General features: G+C 55.3%; 12 protein-coding genes. 2 read left to right on the top strand and 10 right to left on the bottom strand.

The window, feature by feature from the left end:
- The 3 genes from HALTITAN_RS23695 to HALTITAN_RS23685 form a co-directional block, all read right to left on the bottom strand.
- A partial coding sequence (locus HALTITAN_RS23695; RefSeq protein ID WP_039860856.1) for a TonB-dependent receptor occupies nucleotides 1-2,017 on the bottom strand: 2,017 nt, incomplete at its 3' end.
- A gap of 84 nt (nucleotides 2,018-2,101) precedes the next feature.
- Nucleotides 2,102-3,088 (bottom strand): FecR domain-containing protein, encoded by a 987-nt coding sequence (locus tag HALTITAN_RS23690; RefSeq protein ID WP_039860854.1) that lies wholly within the window; start codon nucleotides 3,086-3,088, stop codon nucleotides 2,102-2,104.
- A gap of 9 nt (nucleotides 3,089-3,097) precedes the next feature.
- Nucleotides 3,098-3,622 (bottom strand): sigma-70 family RNA polymerase sigma factor, encoded by a 525-nt coding sequence (locus tag HALTITAN_RS23685; protein ID WP_039860852.1) that lies wholly within the window; start codon nucleotides 3,620-3,622, stop codon nucleotides 3,098-3,100.
- A gap of 215 nt (nucleotides 3,623-3,837) precedes the next feature.
- Here HALTITAN_RS23685 and HALTITAN_RS23680 point away from each other — a divergent pair, with 215 nt between their 5' ends.
- The gene (locus HALTITAN_RS23680; RefSeq protein WP_039860850.1) at nucleotides 3,838-4,203 is read left to right on the top strand and encodes a toxin-antitoxin system TumE family protein; all 366 of its coding nucleotides are present in this window, start codon (nucleotides 3,838-3,840) and stop codon (nucleotides 4,201-4,203) included.
- A complete protein-coding gene (locus HALTITAN_RS23675; RefSeq protein ID WP_039860849.1) occupies nucleotides 4,200-4,550 on the top strand; it encodes an HVO_A0114 family putative DNA-binding protein in 351 nt (116 codons plus the stop codon). The genes HALTITAN_RS23680 and HALTITAN_RS23675 overlap by 4 nt, the downstream gene beginning before the upstream one ends.
- Nucleotides 4,551-4,681: 131 nt before the next feature.
- On the opposite strand, the gene HALTITAN_RS23670 is transcribed toward HALTITAN_RS23675, so the two are convergent.
- The 7 genes from HALTITAN_RS23670 to HALTITAN_RS23640 form a co-directional block, all read right to left on the bottom strand.
- Nucleotides 4,682-5,584, bottom strand: a complete 903-nt coding sequence (locus HALTITAN_RS23670; protein ID WP_051052221.1) for an ABC transporter substrate-binding protein — start codon at nucleotides 5,582-5,584, stop codon at nucleotides 4,682-4,684.
- Between the two features lie 157 nt (nucleotides 5,585-5,741).
- On the bottom strand, nucleotides 5,742-8,198 hold the full coding sequence (locus HALTITAN_RS23665; RefSeq protein ID WP_009288611.1) for a TonB-dependent siderophore receptor: 2,457 nt from the start codon (nucleotides 8,196-8,198) through the stop codon (nucleotides 5,742-5,744).
- A 94-nt stretch (nucleotides 8,199-8,292) separates the two neighbouring features.
- The gene (locus HALTITAN_RS23660) at nucleotides 8,293-9,318 is read right to left on the bottom strand and encodes a FecR domain-containing protein (protein ID WP_009288610.1); all 1,026 of its coding nucleotides are present in this window, start codon (nucleotides 9,316-9,318) and stop codon (nucleotides 8,293-8,295) included.
- Entirely contained in the window at nucleotides 9,319-9,873 is a 555-nt protein-coding gene (locus tag HALTITAN_RS23655; protein WP_009288609.1) for a sigma-70 family RNA polymerase sigma factor, read from the bottom strand.
- A gap of 74 nt (nucleotides 9,874-9,947) precedes the next feature.
- A complete protein-coding gene (locus HALTITAN_RS23650) occupies nucleotides 9,948-11,192 on the bottom strand; it encodes an MFS transporter (protein WP_039860848.1) in 1,245 nt (414 codons plus the stop codon).
- Nucleotides 11,189-12,220 (bottom strand): methyltransferase, encoded by a 1,032-nt coding sequence (locus tag HALTITAN_RS23645; RefSeq protein ID WP_039860847.1) that lies wholly within the window; start codon nucleotides 12,218-12,220, stop codon nucleotides 11,189-11,191. Before HALTITAN_RS23645 ends, HALTITAN_RS23650 begins: the two co-directional genes overlap by 4 nt.
- The gene (locus HALTITAN_RS23640; protein WP_083868896.1) at nucleotides 12,217-14,220 is read right to left on the bottom strand and encodes a TonB-dependent receptor; all 2,004 of its coding nucleotides are present in this window, start codon (nucleotides 14,218-14,220) and stop codon (nucleotides 12,217-12,219) included. The genes HALTITAN_RS23645 and HALTITAN_RS23640 overlap by 4 nt, the downstream gene beginning before the upstream one ends.
- Nucleotides 14,221-14,287 lie beyond the last annotated feature (67 nt).

Genomic DNA, 14,287 nt, shown 5'->3' with positions numbered 1-14,287 from the left:
GCTGCTCACCATCTTGAGTCGATATAAATGCTCCATCAGTAGAGCCTGGAAGAGTGATTGTACTCGGCTGCCGAATCTCGAAGGCGCTCACGGATCCCCCAAAATTGCCAAGATCTAGTTTTACACCCGCTTCTAGTTGTTGAGTTTTGGATGGAGGAAATGTCTCGCCAACATTTTCTGCTGTCGCTGGGGCAGTATAACCGAGATCAAGTCCTTCAATATAATTACCATAGATGGAAATGTTGTCAGTGGGTTTTACCGTTATTCCTACTGCGGGTGCTATAGCACTCTCATCATAAAGAGAAGTTCTACTTCCGCTTTCAGTGTCAAAATTCTCAATCTTTACATTCTGATGACGCGCACCTAATGTAATAAGTAACTGCTCATCAAACAATCCCACTACATTTGCTGCTGCTATAGACGTTAACTCTCTTTCAAATGACTTTGGGATATCTCTGGAGAGTTCGAATTGATCAGGAGGAGCAATCACACCTACACTGTGAAGGCTGGAAAGGCTTACACCGCTGCTCTCGTATAGATACCCACCTTCCTCCCTTAGCTTCGAGACGTTTATATTGAAGTTATGGGTAATATCACCTGTTGTTACAAGACCACGAATCCCTGATGTGGCACTTCTTGTGTCAACATAATCCGGATAATAAACGGGAAATGAGGCCAAAGGGTTTGGCGCATCTATCAGTGCATGGTTGGTTCTAAGATTATAGCGCGTATTGTTACGTCCCCCTAATCCACCATAAAAAGTCCAATTAGAAGATAGGTCATATTCACCTTGGATAGCAGCATAAGTATCCTCATTCTCTATTTCTTCCCATGACTGCGCTGTTTGCTTGCTTGCATCGGGTGCAGAAGGGACTTCTACTCCTTGTCGAAGCTGAAGCCCTGAGCCAAAGCCGCTCCCAGCATCTGTTCTATCTTTTTGATAGCCTAGGTCAGCCGATAAACGATAGTTATCCTCTTGGTAATCAAGGCCAAGACTAGCAACGCCTAACGTTGAGGATTGACCATCGACCTCCGTATCCCCTTCTCTGAAGACCCCATTAAAACGTACGCCAAGTTGATTGGACTCTCCAAATCGGCGGCCAGTGTCTATGTGAGTGCCTAACTGAGAGTCGCTTTGATAAACGGCTGAGATTTTTGTCAGAGGAGTATCGCTTGCTCGCTTAGGGACAATATTGATTGCGCCACCAACTCTGCCACCGGGTGAGACTCCGCCCAATAAGGTGTTGGGCCCTTTAATGATCTCCACACGTTCTACGGTTTCCATGGATATTGTATTTAGCGGCATCACACCATAGAGGCCATTAAGAGAAATATCACTGTTGAAGAGAGTGAAGCCACGAATTTGAAAGGTATCACCTCCCGTGTTGGTGCCTCTTCCGCGCGTGCTAATCTGGATTGAGGGATCATTATCAGTAAGATCAGCTATGCTTCTGGCTTGCTGGCTTTCAATCAGCTCGGAGGTGTAACTGGTGATGTTAAAGGGTGCGTCCATGATGTCCATGTTGCCCAGCAAACCAAGGCGCCCGCCAGTTGCCACTTGCCCACCAAAATAAGTAACGGGTAAGGATTGGCTTGAAAATCGAGAGCCTGTGACTTCCATTAATGATAGTTCCACATCCGTTGCCTGCTCTTCCAACCGATAACTACCCTCAGCGCTGCGCACTGGTACAAGGCCGGTACCTGACAACAAGCGCTCCAAACCTTCGCTGACTCCATAGTTGCCCTGCAGCCCAGCGGTTTGCTTGCCAGCGGTCAAGGTGGCATCGAAGGCAATCTCGATGCCTGCACTGACCGCGAAACGGTTTAAAGCCGTATCGAGCTGTCCTGCTTCAATGGAATAGCGTTGCTGAGTCGCGGCACTCTGCCCTTCTCCTTCTGCTTGCTGGGCAAGCGCCGTTGCGGGCAGGCCCACCAAACAGCTGGCGAGTAGACTGTATTGAATGGCGCGGGCCAAAGGCGTTCGAATAAAGCGTGAGTGCGCTTGCTGCGTCGTCATGAAGATCCCCGTTGATTTTTATGTCTACATCTTCTATTCCGAACGAGAACGAGAATCCCTCAATGTTTTCTGAAATTTTTCTTTCTAGCTTTCGTTAGTGTTACGCGACGCGACCGTAACCCATAATGGCGTTAGGTAGACCACCTTTAACGACAGCGCATCGGCCAGGCTGGCCAGGGCGCGGTCGGTATCTTGCAGCGAGAACACGCCGCTCACTCGCCGGTCGGCCACCTCTGGTGCGCAGCGCACTACACCATGGCGATAGCGGGCCAATATCTCGACCACCTCACTAACCCGCATGCCTTCGGCCACCAGCCGCCCCTGAAAGCGGGCTAATCCAGCGGGCCCTAAGGGCAGAGGTGGAGTTACCCCACCGGCGCTCATAGCAGCCTGATGGCCAGCATCCAGTGTCGTCCGTTCGGTATTTCCACGCAGCTCCAGAGCCACCCGGCCTTCGTAAACGGCCACTTGGGTGCTGTCAGTATGCTGCTGCACGCTGAAGCGGGTTCCCAGCGGATAGGAAAGCCCTTCCTTCGTCATAACGCTGAATGCTCGGGCATCCGGTGTTTTTGCCGTGGTGATCAGCACTCCGCCACGCAGTAGATGGAGTCGCCTTTGGTGGGCATCGAACCTTACGTCGATGGCGGTATCGGTATCCAACACCAGATGAGTGCCATCGCTCAGCGTCACTTCGCGGCTCTCGCCAATACCGGTGGCGTAGTCAGCGAACTGGCGCTGCCACTGGGGCGTGCGCGGTAGCCCAAAACCCAGCCCGCCTAACAGCACGGCCAAGCCGCCCCACTGCAGCAAGCCCCGCCGGGAGACCTGGGAAGACGAAAACAGCTCGCTACGGGCAGCGTGACGCGGCAACGCAGCCAGCCGGCCATCAATCGCCTGCAACTGCTGCCAGGCTCGCTCATGTTCCGGCGATGCTTGTCGCCAGGCCAGGCAAGCCTCGCGCTGAGCCTCGCTGATGTCGTCGCTCCATAGTCGTGCCATCCACAGGCTGGCCTGCTCCAGCACGGCAGGATCAATGGCCTCATGGGAAGCGTCGGCTGACGTGCGGCTCATAGCATTCACTTAAGGTTGAGATTCGCTTATCGCGCGGTGGCAGGCCAGCAGCGCCCGGGCGATATATTTCTCTACCGAAGAGACAGAGACACTCAGCGTCTCGGCGATGTCTTGATAACTCTGGCCGTCCAGGCGACACATAAGAAAAGCTCTGCGAGGTTTGTCGGGAAGCTCATGGAGCAGCGCATCGATCTCGACCAGCGCTTCGATAGTGAGTGCTCGCTCCTCCGGAGAAAGCGCGATTGTCTCTGGAAGCAGGCTAAGAGTTTCCAAATAGGCAGTTTCGATTCGACGACGGCGGTAATGGTCGACGACCAGCCCTTTGGCGATCTGTGTCAAGAAACGGCGTGACTGTTCCGGCACTGGCGTAGTGCCCCGCGCCAGTATGCGTAGGTAGGTATCGTGCGCGAGATCGGCAGCAGTATGGGAACAGCCCAGCTTGGCGCCCAACCAGCGCCGCAGCCAGCTATGATGATTGTGATAGAGGGTGTCGAAAGGAACCTCGCTTCCGCCCTGTTGCTTTATCGATACCATCGCCCGTTGCCATTGATTGCCTGTGCCAACTGCCCCAAAAAAGGGCAAAACTAGACGCAAACAATAAGTGATAATACTTATCATTACAAACTAATTAGCAATATCGAATTCTTGCTGGCTTTGACGATGGATCAATAAGGAGGTTGGGGCCGACCTTGAGCAATCCCTACTTTCTGTGAATTGGCAGTGTTTATCAGCTGCTGATATAATAAGGCATGGAAAGAGACCCCGTAATCGAGACCCTACTTGAGCTCAATGGATCTATTTTCGATCAAGGCGGAGGGTATTGGATCAAGTTAGAGGCGTGGCAGGTAGATGTTAGCAAAGAGATTCCTCATGGAATAAGGTACTCGCTGACGCTACATGAGCCATACGGTAAGCGTATCTTGGGTTATGACAATGCACATGCTGTCAAACCGCCCAAGAAGTTCAAATATGCAGGCAGAATATTGGCCTATGACCACAAGCATCGCCACGCTTCTGACAAAGGCGTACCTTATGAGTTTAAGGATGCACAACAGTTGTTAAATGATTTTTTCGCAGATGTTGACCGTGTGTTATCAGAGGTAAAGAAACAATGAAAGCTATCGCTATCGGCATTATGCCTCAAGAAGAAATCCGCGCTCGCGCGCTGGCTATCGCTCGTGGTGACTACACGCCTAAGGCCAATGAACCCAAAATTTGGTTTACGTCCATGAAGTCCCTCGCCGAGGTGCTCAGTGATGAAAATCGTGCGCTATTGCATGTCATGACCAAGATGAAACCGGAGTCAATATCGGCGCTCGCTGAGGCTACCGGGCGCAAACCAGGCAATCTTTCCCGTACTTTGAAAACCATGTCCAATTACGGCATTGTTGATTTAAAGCGCGAGAAGAACCATGTCCGCCCTATCGCAAAAGCGACCGAATTCCGCATTGTTGCGGCTTAGCGCTGAGCCCTGCATCTAAAGCTGCCACATCAAAGATGACAATCCTCTTTTCGCTATTGAAGGGATAGAGACCGCAGATATTGACCCCACTGGTGTCGATGCGAAACGTCTACTAATAGCAAATTTGATAGCTAGGGAGTGGTGGGCTCCTCAAGTGCCTCAATGAGGGATTCGGCGAAGCGGAGGGCTGAGGGGAGGCCACCAGCAATCCAGAAAGTACTGGGCAGCACAACAACGTCGCCTCGCTGTACGCTTGGCAAGTAATGCCATAACGCGGTACGAGCTATTTGCTCCTCAATACCCGCTGAATTATAGGATCTGATAATCACCAACCTAGCTTCAATGTCGAATAAATTCTCGACGCTTACCTGGGTGTATCCCCACTGATTAGTTTCACCTTGCCAGGCATTACTCAGCCCCAATTGCTGAGAAACAGCATTCAGCATACTATTTTCACCAAATACACGAACATGTCTTTCATCCAGTAGCTGTACGTACAGCATAGGCGTACAGTCTTTCTCAACTCGCTCTCTTAGGCTGTTCAATCGATTCTTAGCAGCTTGAACAAGATGGTTTGCTTGTTGCTGCTGATCAACCAGTTCACCAAGTTCGTACGTGAATATTAATAGGTGCTCCCATACATCATCTTCGCCAGTATAGGGGTAGCTATGAACAATATTGACTGGCGCCACTGAAGAAAGCCGTGTTTTTTGGCTAGTTTGCCAAGGTGCAAGCAAAATCCTACTAGGCGAAACTTTTTGGAGTAGTTCCATATTCGGCCCTGGCAGCCCAGTCTCAATCACATAAGAGGATTCATAGGTATTACCTGTCCAAAAATTGAAGGAGCTTCGTTGCTTGACCATAACTGGGGAAACTCCTAGCTCAATCAGTGTCTCTGCGATTGGAAAATCAAAAGCTGCGACGGCTGAAGATGTGCTTGCTTGGGTTTCTGTAGAGTGGATGCCAGAAAAAACAAAAAAAGCAATTATAGTTTTAAATAATATTCGATAAATAGTTATTAACTCGAAAATCATGACTCTCTCTTTCATCAATCGCAACAGATGATTACAAACCACTAATAATGCAACATCCCTTATCTCTCGATTAAAAAGTAAAATACATTACATCAGAGTGCAACTCTGACAAAAAAAAGATTGGGAGGTTGCCTATTTAACAACCTCCCCTTTTTAATCAGTAACTATAATTTAGATTAAGTGTGAAGTTACGAGGATCTCCATAGTAATTGTGCCTAGTGTTAACTCGAACCGTCGAATAATATTTTTCATCAGTAAGATTATTCCCCTTAAAGCTAACATCAAAGTTCTCATTGAAGCGATAACCTAACTGGGCTGAAAGTAAGGTGTAGCCGCCTTGCTCCCAGCGATTAGTGCCATCTTCGGCATAAATACTGCTGACAGTGTTAACACCAGCACCAATACGCCATCCTTGGTTGGCATCGTCAGAGAAGCGATAACGTGTCCAAAGTTTGAAGTTATGCCGTGGTGTATCAGGTGATAGCGATAATCCCTCCAGACTTGCATCCCGTGTATACTCAGTATCCGTATATGCGTAACTGGCACTTACATCTAAACGTGGTAATGGACTGCCGGAGATCTCTGCTTCAAAGCCACGGCTGCGCGTCTCTCCAAGCGGGATAGAGAAGGCAGAGTTATCGGGGTCTGTGTAGGCTCGGTTCTGATCCTCAATATTGAATACGGCAAGATGCCAATTGAGTTCGCCGTCGGGTGACCCACCCTTTATACCCGCTTCAATTTGTTCTCCTGTGCGTGGCTCGATAATTTCACCGCTAGATTCGATTTCTGTTTGCGGCTGAAAGATATTTGACATGCTTGTATAAAAATTAATCCTTGGGGTTATTTCATAGATAATCCCGTAATAAGGAGAGAATTCGCGACCACTGCCAGCTCTATGGCGCCCCCAATCTCCCTCAGCAAGGTCTGATGTGATGTCGTACCAATCAAGACGCCCGCCAGTCACTAGGCTTAGGCGTGATGTGATAGACCAGTTGGCTTGCCCATATATGCCCTTTTGCTTTAAATCAGCGCCGACATGCCCAGCATACAGAGGATAGCTGCCAGGCTCTGGCAATTCGTGTGGGGAATAGAGGTTCTGGAGTGAATGCTGGTTGAAATAATCTCCCTCCCCATAAGAGTATTGACTAAGCTTGTCTTTGTCGTTGTAGCTGGCTCCTAAAGAAGTAATATGCTCGGAACCGAATAGACGAAAAGGAGTGGTTAGACTGATATCCATTGACTCGTTTTTGTCTCGATTATGCCAAGAGATATTTCGAGTCAAAATGTCACCAGAGTATTCATCAAGTACTAAAGCACCTTCGCTACTTGTGACATTCATTCTATATGTTTCGATCTGATTAGCTTTTAAACTAAAGATACCGCCATTGTCAAGATAGTGTTCTAGATCAGCAAAGTAGCGTGTCGCATTTGCATGAGAACGATCCCATGACGAACCTAGATAAGTCGAGCGGTCAAGATCAAATAAGTTGCCGTTGCTAGCAACGGGCAAACCAGAATGAGGGCGAGAATCCCCCGTTTGCCTAGCGACGCCGACCGACAAAGTAGTGTCCGGAGTGATATCGTATTCCAACGTACCGTAACCAACGGAGTCTTGGGCATAAACCTCATCGACGAATGACTCTTGTTCATCGTAGACCCCCACTATCCTGCCGCGTAGGCTACCACTCTCGTTTAGCGAGCCAGTGACATCAATCGTACTGCGATAGGCGTCCCAAGTGCCGGCAGACAGCGACATATCGAAGCCAAAATCTCGCCGGGCACGTTTGCGCACCAAATTGACAGTGCCGCTGGGCTCGCCACTACCCATGAGTATACCCGTAGGCCCTCGCATGACCTCAATACGGTCGTAGAGCGCCGTGTCATAGAGCTTAGTATTAGCTAGGGCGCTGTAGGGTGCTGTAACTCGGCTTCCATCTAGCATTAGGGAATCAATATCGTAGCCACGAGCCCTAAGTTGATACTGATTTGGCCCGTATGTCATCACGCTGACACCGGTAGTCTGCTCCATTGCTTCCTTGAGGGAGGTCAGATTTTGATCGTCGAGCCTTTCGCGGGTCAATATACTTACAGACTGTGGGATATTCTTAATGGCCTGATCGCTCAAACCAATGGTGGTGCGACCAGTGGTAAAGGAATTGCTGCTCTCTGTTGTCGCAGTGCTATGCCACTCAGCCTCCACTTGCATAGTCGACAACGCCACATCCGCCGCCCGCTCCTCCAACCGATAACTACCATCACCCTGCCGGGCTGCCGTTAAACCCGTTCCATCCAATAGCCGCTCCAGCCCTTCATCGACTCGGTACTGGCCTTGTAGGCCAGGACTTTGGCGCCCTTCCCCCAGCTCGCCAGCACCGCTGATAAAAACTTCCGCTTCGGCGGCGAAGCGGTTGATGACGCTGCTTACCGGGCCGCTGGCAATGTCATAGTGGCGCGCTTGCTGCTGGGTGACTTGAGCTATGGCGGGCTGCGATAGCAGCGGCACGGTCAATAGCCCGGCGGAGGCAAAATGAACCGCCAGCGCCAAGGCGCGGCGGTTAAGCGTCGGTTGGTGCTTGGCAGTAAGCGGTTGAAGTGCAGTGCACTGTTGGAGCATAACGGTTCCCCTTGCAGATACGTTTTAAGTGCTTATAAAGGGGAATCGAACCAGCGCGAAAAAGGGGAACCAGAAAAACCAATTTTTGCTCTTTTTATTCCTCGCTGGAGCTTGCTTCGCCTGCCTCGATTTTGATCCACCAGGGCATTACCCGGCGCACCTTTACCGGCAGCGTGGTCTCGACCATGTTCAGGGTGCGCTCTAGGTCATTGAGCGGGAAAGCGCCGAGCAGGGTGAGATCCGCCACCGCCGGGTCGACCTCAAGGCGGCCACGATGATGACGGCTAAGCGCCGCGGCGAAGGTTTTAAGCGACATGCTCTCGGCCAGTAGAATCCCGTTGGCCCAGGCTTCCCGACGGCCTTCGGCGGGGGTGAGTTCCCCAATGCGGTCAGCGGCGTAGTGGGCCTGCTGCCCGGCAGTGACCACCTGCCGTTGGCTCGCATGCTGAGCATCGCCCAGGGTCTGGATAGACACGGCGCCGTCAAACACCGCTAGCAGTTCGCCTGATGGCTGCTCACCCACGCTAAAACGCGTGCCCAAGGGCGTTAGTCGCGCACTGCGGGTATCCAGGTAAAACGGTCTTTCGGTGTCTTTGCCGGTCTCTATCAGTATCTCGCCGGTCACCAGCGCCAAACGGCGCTGCTCTTGGTCGTAATCGACGTTCAGCGCCGAGGCGCTGCTCAGCCAGACCTGGGTACCATCCTCCAACACGATGTGAGTGATTTCGCCGGTGGCGGTATGATAATCAGCGCCCCACTGCTGTACTAGTCGTGGCAGTGGTGTGCTTTGCCAGAGCGCTGCGGTGAGTAGAGAGACCAGCGCGAGGCTTGCCAGCCCACCCAACAGGTGACGCCGCCCCCGCCGCTGCTGGCGCGCCAGGCTAATCACGCTGTCAGCGGTTTGCCGCTCATCCTTGCCTAGATTGTCAGTGAAGCGGCGGCTGACGCCTTCCACTTGATGCCAAGCCCAGCGATGGGTGTCGTTGGCATCCCGCCATGCCTGCCAGCGTTGACGCTCTGTTGCCGACATCTCTCCCGCTTGCCACTCGGCAAACCACTCGGCGGCCTCCGCCAACGCACGACGCTTGGCGGCTTCATCGGCGTTAGCCGCAGAAACCATTTAGAGGCTCGCCTCGAAGCCCGCTTCGATCAACGCGCACTGCAGCATGGCCTGGGCCATATATTTTTTGACCATGCGTTCGGAAACACCCAGCTCCTCAGCAATCTGCCGATAGGGTTTGCCGTGCAGTTGGGAGGCCAAAAAGGCGCTAGCGACTTTCTCGGGCAGCCGCGCCAGCATGCGGTCGATCTCGCACAGCGTCTCGATAACGATCTGCTGGTGTTCGGCAGAGGGCAAATGCACCTCGGCGCTGGCCGCCAGGGCTTGCTGCCAGGCGCGCTCGATATCCTGGCGGCGCCAATGATCCACGCACAACCCTTTGGCCATACGGCTGAGATAGGCTCGGGCACCTTCGAAACTATCCAGGTGGCGGGGCGTTTTCATCAATCGCACAAACGCATCCTGCGCCAGGTCAGCCGCCGATTCACTGCACCCCAACCGATGGCTGAGCAACTGCTGCAGCCAGGGCTGGTGGTGGTGATACAGCTCACCGAGGGAGTCTCGACAGCCGGTATGGTAAGCCGCAGGCTCGGCTGATCGGGGTGCCGCCGCCATATAAAAAGTGCCTCACTTCTACGAAAATGATTCTTATTCTTTTTCAATTCACAGACAGTGTCAATGCACAGTGCTCAACGAACCTCTCCACTTTTTGATATGGCACCCTGCAAAATACTACCCCTCAGCAGCGCCATCACCGTCACCGCCGCCATGCCTAGCGCCAGCGCCGTAAACATAGCCGGGTAGCCCAGCCGGTCTAGCAAAATACCAGCGAGCACAGGCACAGCCAAACGCGACAGGGTGAACAGACTGGCCTGTAGGCCGTAATCTAACGCCTGATACCCTGACCGGGCAAAGTGCATCATCAGGCCGAACATGACGCCCGAAAGCGCTCCCATGGCACAGGCCAACAGTCCTGCGCCCACCAGCCAAAGGCTATGCCCCGCAGCCATATAGCCCACTCCCCCCAGAGTCGCCAGGGCCAGCGTTGCCAAAGCGGCTAACAGCGGTAAGGCTCGGCCAAGCCCAACACTCCGTGCCAGGCGCTGTCCCGCTAGACTCGCCAGGGCGCCCGCTATGCCACCACCAACCCCCACCCACCAGGCGACTTGTTCCATCGGCATCCCCAGGTCGAGCAATAGCGGTTTTAGATAGACCCAGCCAGCGCCAACGAAGGGAAAGAGTAACATCAGCAGGGCTATCCAAAGGCCTGCGGCTGGCTGACGGACAAAGCCCATTGCCCCCTTATGGCTCACAGGTTGAACCGCCTCCGCTGCCGAGACATACCGTTGCCTGCCAGCCTCTGGCGGTACCGATATCCAGCGTAATAGGAGTCCTCCCACGGCCAATAGCAACGCCATCAGTACGAAGGGCACGGCTCCCCCTGCACGCTCGTGCACGACCAGTAATAGGCCGCCGCCCACCACCGCGGCCAGAAACAGCGCCGCCGAACGAATTCCTCCGGCGCGTAGTCGCTCTTCGGCGGGCAGGCAGCGAATCGCCAGCGCGTTCACGGGCACATCAGCCCAAGTCGCCAACCAACTGATCAGCAGCACCCAGGCATAGAAACGCGGCGGCTGCGCTAGTGGGAAGTCGTACGCTAACCCTAGCAACGCCAAGCCCAACAGCAATCCGAGCAGACCAGCCCAGGCGCGATAGCCTCCGCCACCCAGGCGGCAGCGCTCAACGGGAACCGCCATCACCAGTTTGAGCACCGCTGGCAGGCCCGCCAGTTGCAGTAGGCCAATCTGGGTACCGCTCCAGCCCTGCTCGCGCAGTACCAGTGGCATTCCCAACAGCAGATAGATGCTGGGCAGCGCCAGAGCAAAGTGGAGCCAGCCAAATGCCAGTTGCCGGGCGGTCAGGCCGCGCATCATTTCGCCCTCCTACGCGCCACCAGAGCCGTGGCAGGCGCCATGGGAAGCGCAATCGGCTGCGCCTCACACACCTCGAAACCCTGCGCCAGCAGTGCCTGACGCAGCTCACCGGCCTGGGTCACCCGACGACCCTGCCACAGCAGCGGCAGGTAATAGGACAGCATGCGGCGGACCGCCTCGGGTTCTTCGGGAATTTCAGCGTGCACGCAGATCAACTCGCCGCCGGGCTTTAGTGCGGCATGCAGTTTGGCCAGGCAGGCCGAAAGCTCGGGCACGAAATGCAGTACCGAGGAGCACCAGATCAGGTCGTACCCGGTGCCGATATCATCCCTCGCCAGATCGCCGCCCCGCGCTTCGAGACGCGATGCCAAACCAGCCTCGGCGATGTGTTGCGCGGCGACATCGGCGGCTTCGGGCAGTTCAAAGACCACGCCGTGCATATGTGGAAACGCCTTCGCCAGGGCGACGGCGACCAGCCCCGGGCCACCGCCTAGATCCAGCAGCCGCCAGGCTGATTCAGTCGCCCTCCGTTGTGCCACCAATTCACAGGCAGCAGGCGCCGTTACCGCCGCCTGCTCGCGTGCCAGATGGCCGCGCGCTGCCACGGCCCAGCGCTCACCGTTAGCCAGCGGTGCTGGCCGGCTTTGTCCGCGCAGGCCATCGGCTAGCCCGGCACCGAAATCACGCAGTGAAGCAAGCCGAAAACGCCAAGCATCACCACAGTCTAACGCTAAGGAAGACGCCAGATAGCGCCGCGCCACCTCGCTGCTGGTGTAGTGCCACTCACCCTCCGCATCGCAGCTTCGGTCGAGCAGTTGCATGCTCCATAACAGCGTCAACCAGTGACGCGTGGCTTCAGGCTGCCATGCATGCATTTGTGCCAGGGCCTCGGGGGTGCAGGGCGACGCCAGCGTCTCAAATAGATCCTCTGCTAAGGCAAGCTGTAGGGCCTCGGCCTGTACAGCGGCCAGCGGTAGATCCCAATAGGGCTGCAGTGCATGGGGAAGCGCATCCGCGGGCCGACTCATAACGACACCCCCACACGCAAGCCAATCTCACGGGGCGGGCTGTACTCCCGTATCGTGCCGTTGAGCAGGCCCACCGCATCGTACTGTCGGTCAGCGGCGTTGTTCACATAGACCCCTAGTTGCCATGGCCCCTGTTGATAGCCGCCAGCCAGATCGAGCAGGGCATGACCGGGACGACTGAAGCGGTTGGCCGCATCCAGGTAGGTCTTACTCATGCCACTCAGGTTGGCCTGGGCATACCAGCCCTGGGGTGAGTCGTAGCGCAGCCCCAACCGACCGCTGATATCGGGCGCAAAGGGGTTGTGGTTACCGGCGTGGTCACCGCTAAGATCGTTGAACTCGCGAAATCGGGTACGGTTGAGGGCCAGGCCCGCCTGGAGCGTCCAATGTCCGCCCAGCAGGTAATCAATATCCAGTTCTATGCCCTGGGAGCGCGCCGCGGCAGCATTGGTGATCTGCACACTACCGGGCTGAATAACTTGCTGGACTTGCATGTCGTCAATGGTCATCCAGTAGCTGGCTAGTCCATAGCGCAACCGTTGCGAAAGCGCTGTCCCCTTGATACCCAGCTCGTAGGAAGCCACCTGTTCAGGTTCGTAGCCGGGATAGTCACTCTGAGCAGAGAAGGCGTTGAAGCCACCGGCGCGAAACCCTTCGGCATAGCGGGCATACAACCAGTCGTCGTCACCCAAGCGGTACTGCAGGGCCAACTGCGAGGTAACATCATCCCAACGCTCGCTGCGCTGCCCGGCTCCCCGGGGCGTCAACGCCACCCGGCTCTGCTCTATGCGCAGGCCTGGTGTTAGGCGCCAACGCTCGCCCAGCGGCAACGTCCACTGCCCGAACAGCGCGAGGTTCTCAGCCTCCAGCGTCGCCTCATTGCGCTGGGTGCCCATCGGGTTACGTTGCTCGAACTGCAGTTGATGATCATCACGGTCGCCGTACAGGCCCAGCACCCAACTGCTCCGCCCTTCATCGCCCTGGCGCTCCAGACGCAGTTCCTGGGATAAGGTGGTCAGACGCTGGTCGCGCCCGACGGCAAAGCGCTGAGCTGGCGTTAAATCGGTATCCTGGGTGACGCGATCACGGATCTCCCGCCGCGCCGTGATGGATCGCAGGGTCAAATCAGGCGCTAAGGCATGACGCACATCCAGGGAAATATCCCGCCCGCTGGAACGGTTACTGCCGGGACTGGGGGAGTCAATGCGACGCGTATCGTGACCGTTTGACCCGACAGGCCCCCAGGGAGCCGCACCGTCGCGGTAGTGTAACTGCCCATAGCGCAGGGTAACGTTCGTCTCCGCTGTCGGCATCCAGAGCAGACGTAGCCGACCGTTCTTGCGCTCGCGGTCATCTGCCTCACCCGCGCGCGCCAGGTTATCCACGAAACCATCCTGCTGGCGCCACTCCCCACTGCCCCCCAAATAGAGCTGCTCGGGCACGAGTGCCTGAGCGGCATCAAGGCGTAGCGCGTTCAGGTCGCGGCTGCCCAACGTCGTCGCCAGTTCGGCATAAGGGCCTGCATCCGGCTGACGAGTATGCAGGCTGACCACGCCTGCCTCGGCGTTGCGGCCATAGAGCGTCGACTGGGGCCCGCGCAGCACCTCAACCCGTTCCACACCCTGCAGGTTGTGATCGAACCCCTGGCCGGCCACGACTGGCACCCCATCCACCAGCATGAGTACTGATGAGGAGAAAGCGGTAGCACCTGAGGTTAGCCCCCGCATTACCGGCAGCGCGGTACCCGACTGGCCAAAAGGCTGAAAACTCAACCCAGGCGCATAGCGCGCCAAGTCGCCAATATTGGAAGCACCGGCATTCACCAGCGTCTCGCCGGATATTACCGCTAAGCTCGCCGGTACCTCTTGCTCAGTCTGCGCGACCTTGTTAGCCGTTACCTTCACCACGGGTAGTGCTTCCCCTTGAGCGATGCTGCCCACGCCGCATCCCCCCAGCAGAAGCACCACCACTGCCTTTCTTTTCAACCCCTTGCTCTGCATCGCCCACCCCCTTAGCGCTGTTTCTGGCTCCCCGACTAGCGCGGGAACATTCAAGGGAGTAGGCTAG

Origin of the sequence: Vreelandella titanicae BH1 (assembly GCF_000336575.1) — a bacterium.
GTDB classification, from domain to species: Bacteria; Pseudomonadota; Gammaproteobacteria; order Pseudomonadales; family Halomonadaceae; genus Vreelandella; species Vreelandella titanicae.
The sequence above is the reverse complement of the archived record's forward strand: the minus strand, read 5'-3'. Positions and strand labels throughout refer to the sequence as shown.

What these genes read in the sequence shown, in the direction of transcription:
- HALTITAN_RS23690 (WP_039860854.1), bottom strand. Translation starts at nt 3,088, where the DNA reads ATGAGCCGCACGTCAGCCGACGCTTCCCATGAGGCCATTGATCCTGCC.
- HALTITAN_RS23655 (WP_009288609.1), bottom strand. Translation starts at nt 9,873, where the DNA reads ATGGCGGCGGCACCCCGATCAGCCGAGCCTGCGGCTTACCATACCGGC.
- HALTITAN_RS23670 (WP_051052221.1), bottom strand. Translation starts at nt 5,584, where the DNA reads ATGATTTTCGAGTTAATAACTATTTATCGAATATTATTTAAAACTATA.
- HALTITAN_RS23660 (WP_009288610.1), bottom strand. Translation starts at nt 9,318, where the DNA reads ATGGTTTCTGCGGCTAACGCCGATGAAGCCGCCAAGCGTCGTGCGTTG.
- HALTITAN_RS23680 (WP_039860850.1), top strand. Translation starts at nt 3,838, where the DNA reads ATGGAAAGAGACCCCGTAATCGAGACCCTACTTGAGCTCAATGGATCT.
- HALTITAN_RS23640 (WP_083868896.1), bottom strand. Translation starts at nt 14,220, where the DNA reads ATGCAGAGCAAGGGGTTGAAAAGAAAGGCAGTGGTGGTGCTTCTGCTG.
- HALTITAN_RS23685 (WP_039860852.1), bottom strand. Translation starts at nt 3,622, where the DNA reads ATGGTATCGATAAAGCAACAGGGCGGAAGCGAGGTTCCTTTCGACACC.
- HALTITAN_RS23650 (WP_039860848.1), bottom strand. Translation starts at nt 11,192, where the DNA reads ATGATGCGCGGCCTGACCGCCCGGCAACTGGCATTTGGCTGGCTCCAC.
- HALTITAN_RS23645 (WP_039860847.1), bottom strand. Translation starts at nt 12,220, where the DNA reads ATGAGTCGGCCCGCGGATGCGCTTCCCCATGCACTGCAGCCCTATTGG.
- HALTITAN_RS23665 (WP_009288611.1), bottom strand. Translation starts at nt 8,198, where the DNA reads ATGCTCCAACAGTGCACTGCACTTCAACCGCTTACTGCCAAGCACCAA.
- HALTITAN_RS23675 (WP_039860849.1), top strand. Translation starts at nt 4,200, where the DNA reads ATGAAAGCTATCGCTATCGGCATTATGCCTCAAGAAGAAATCCGCGCT.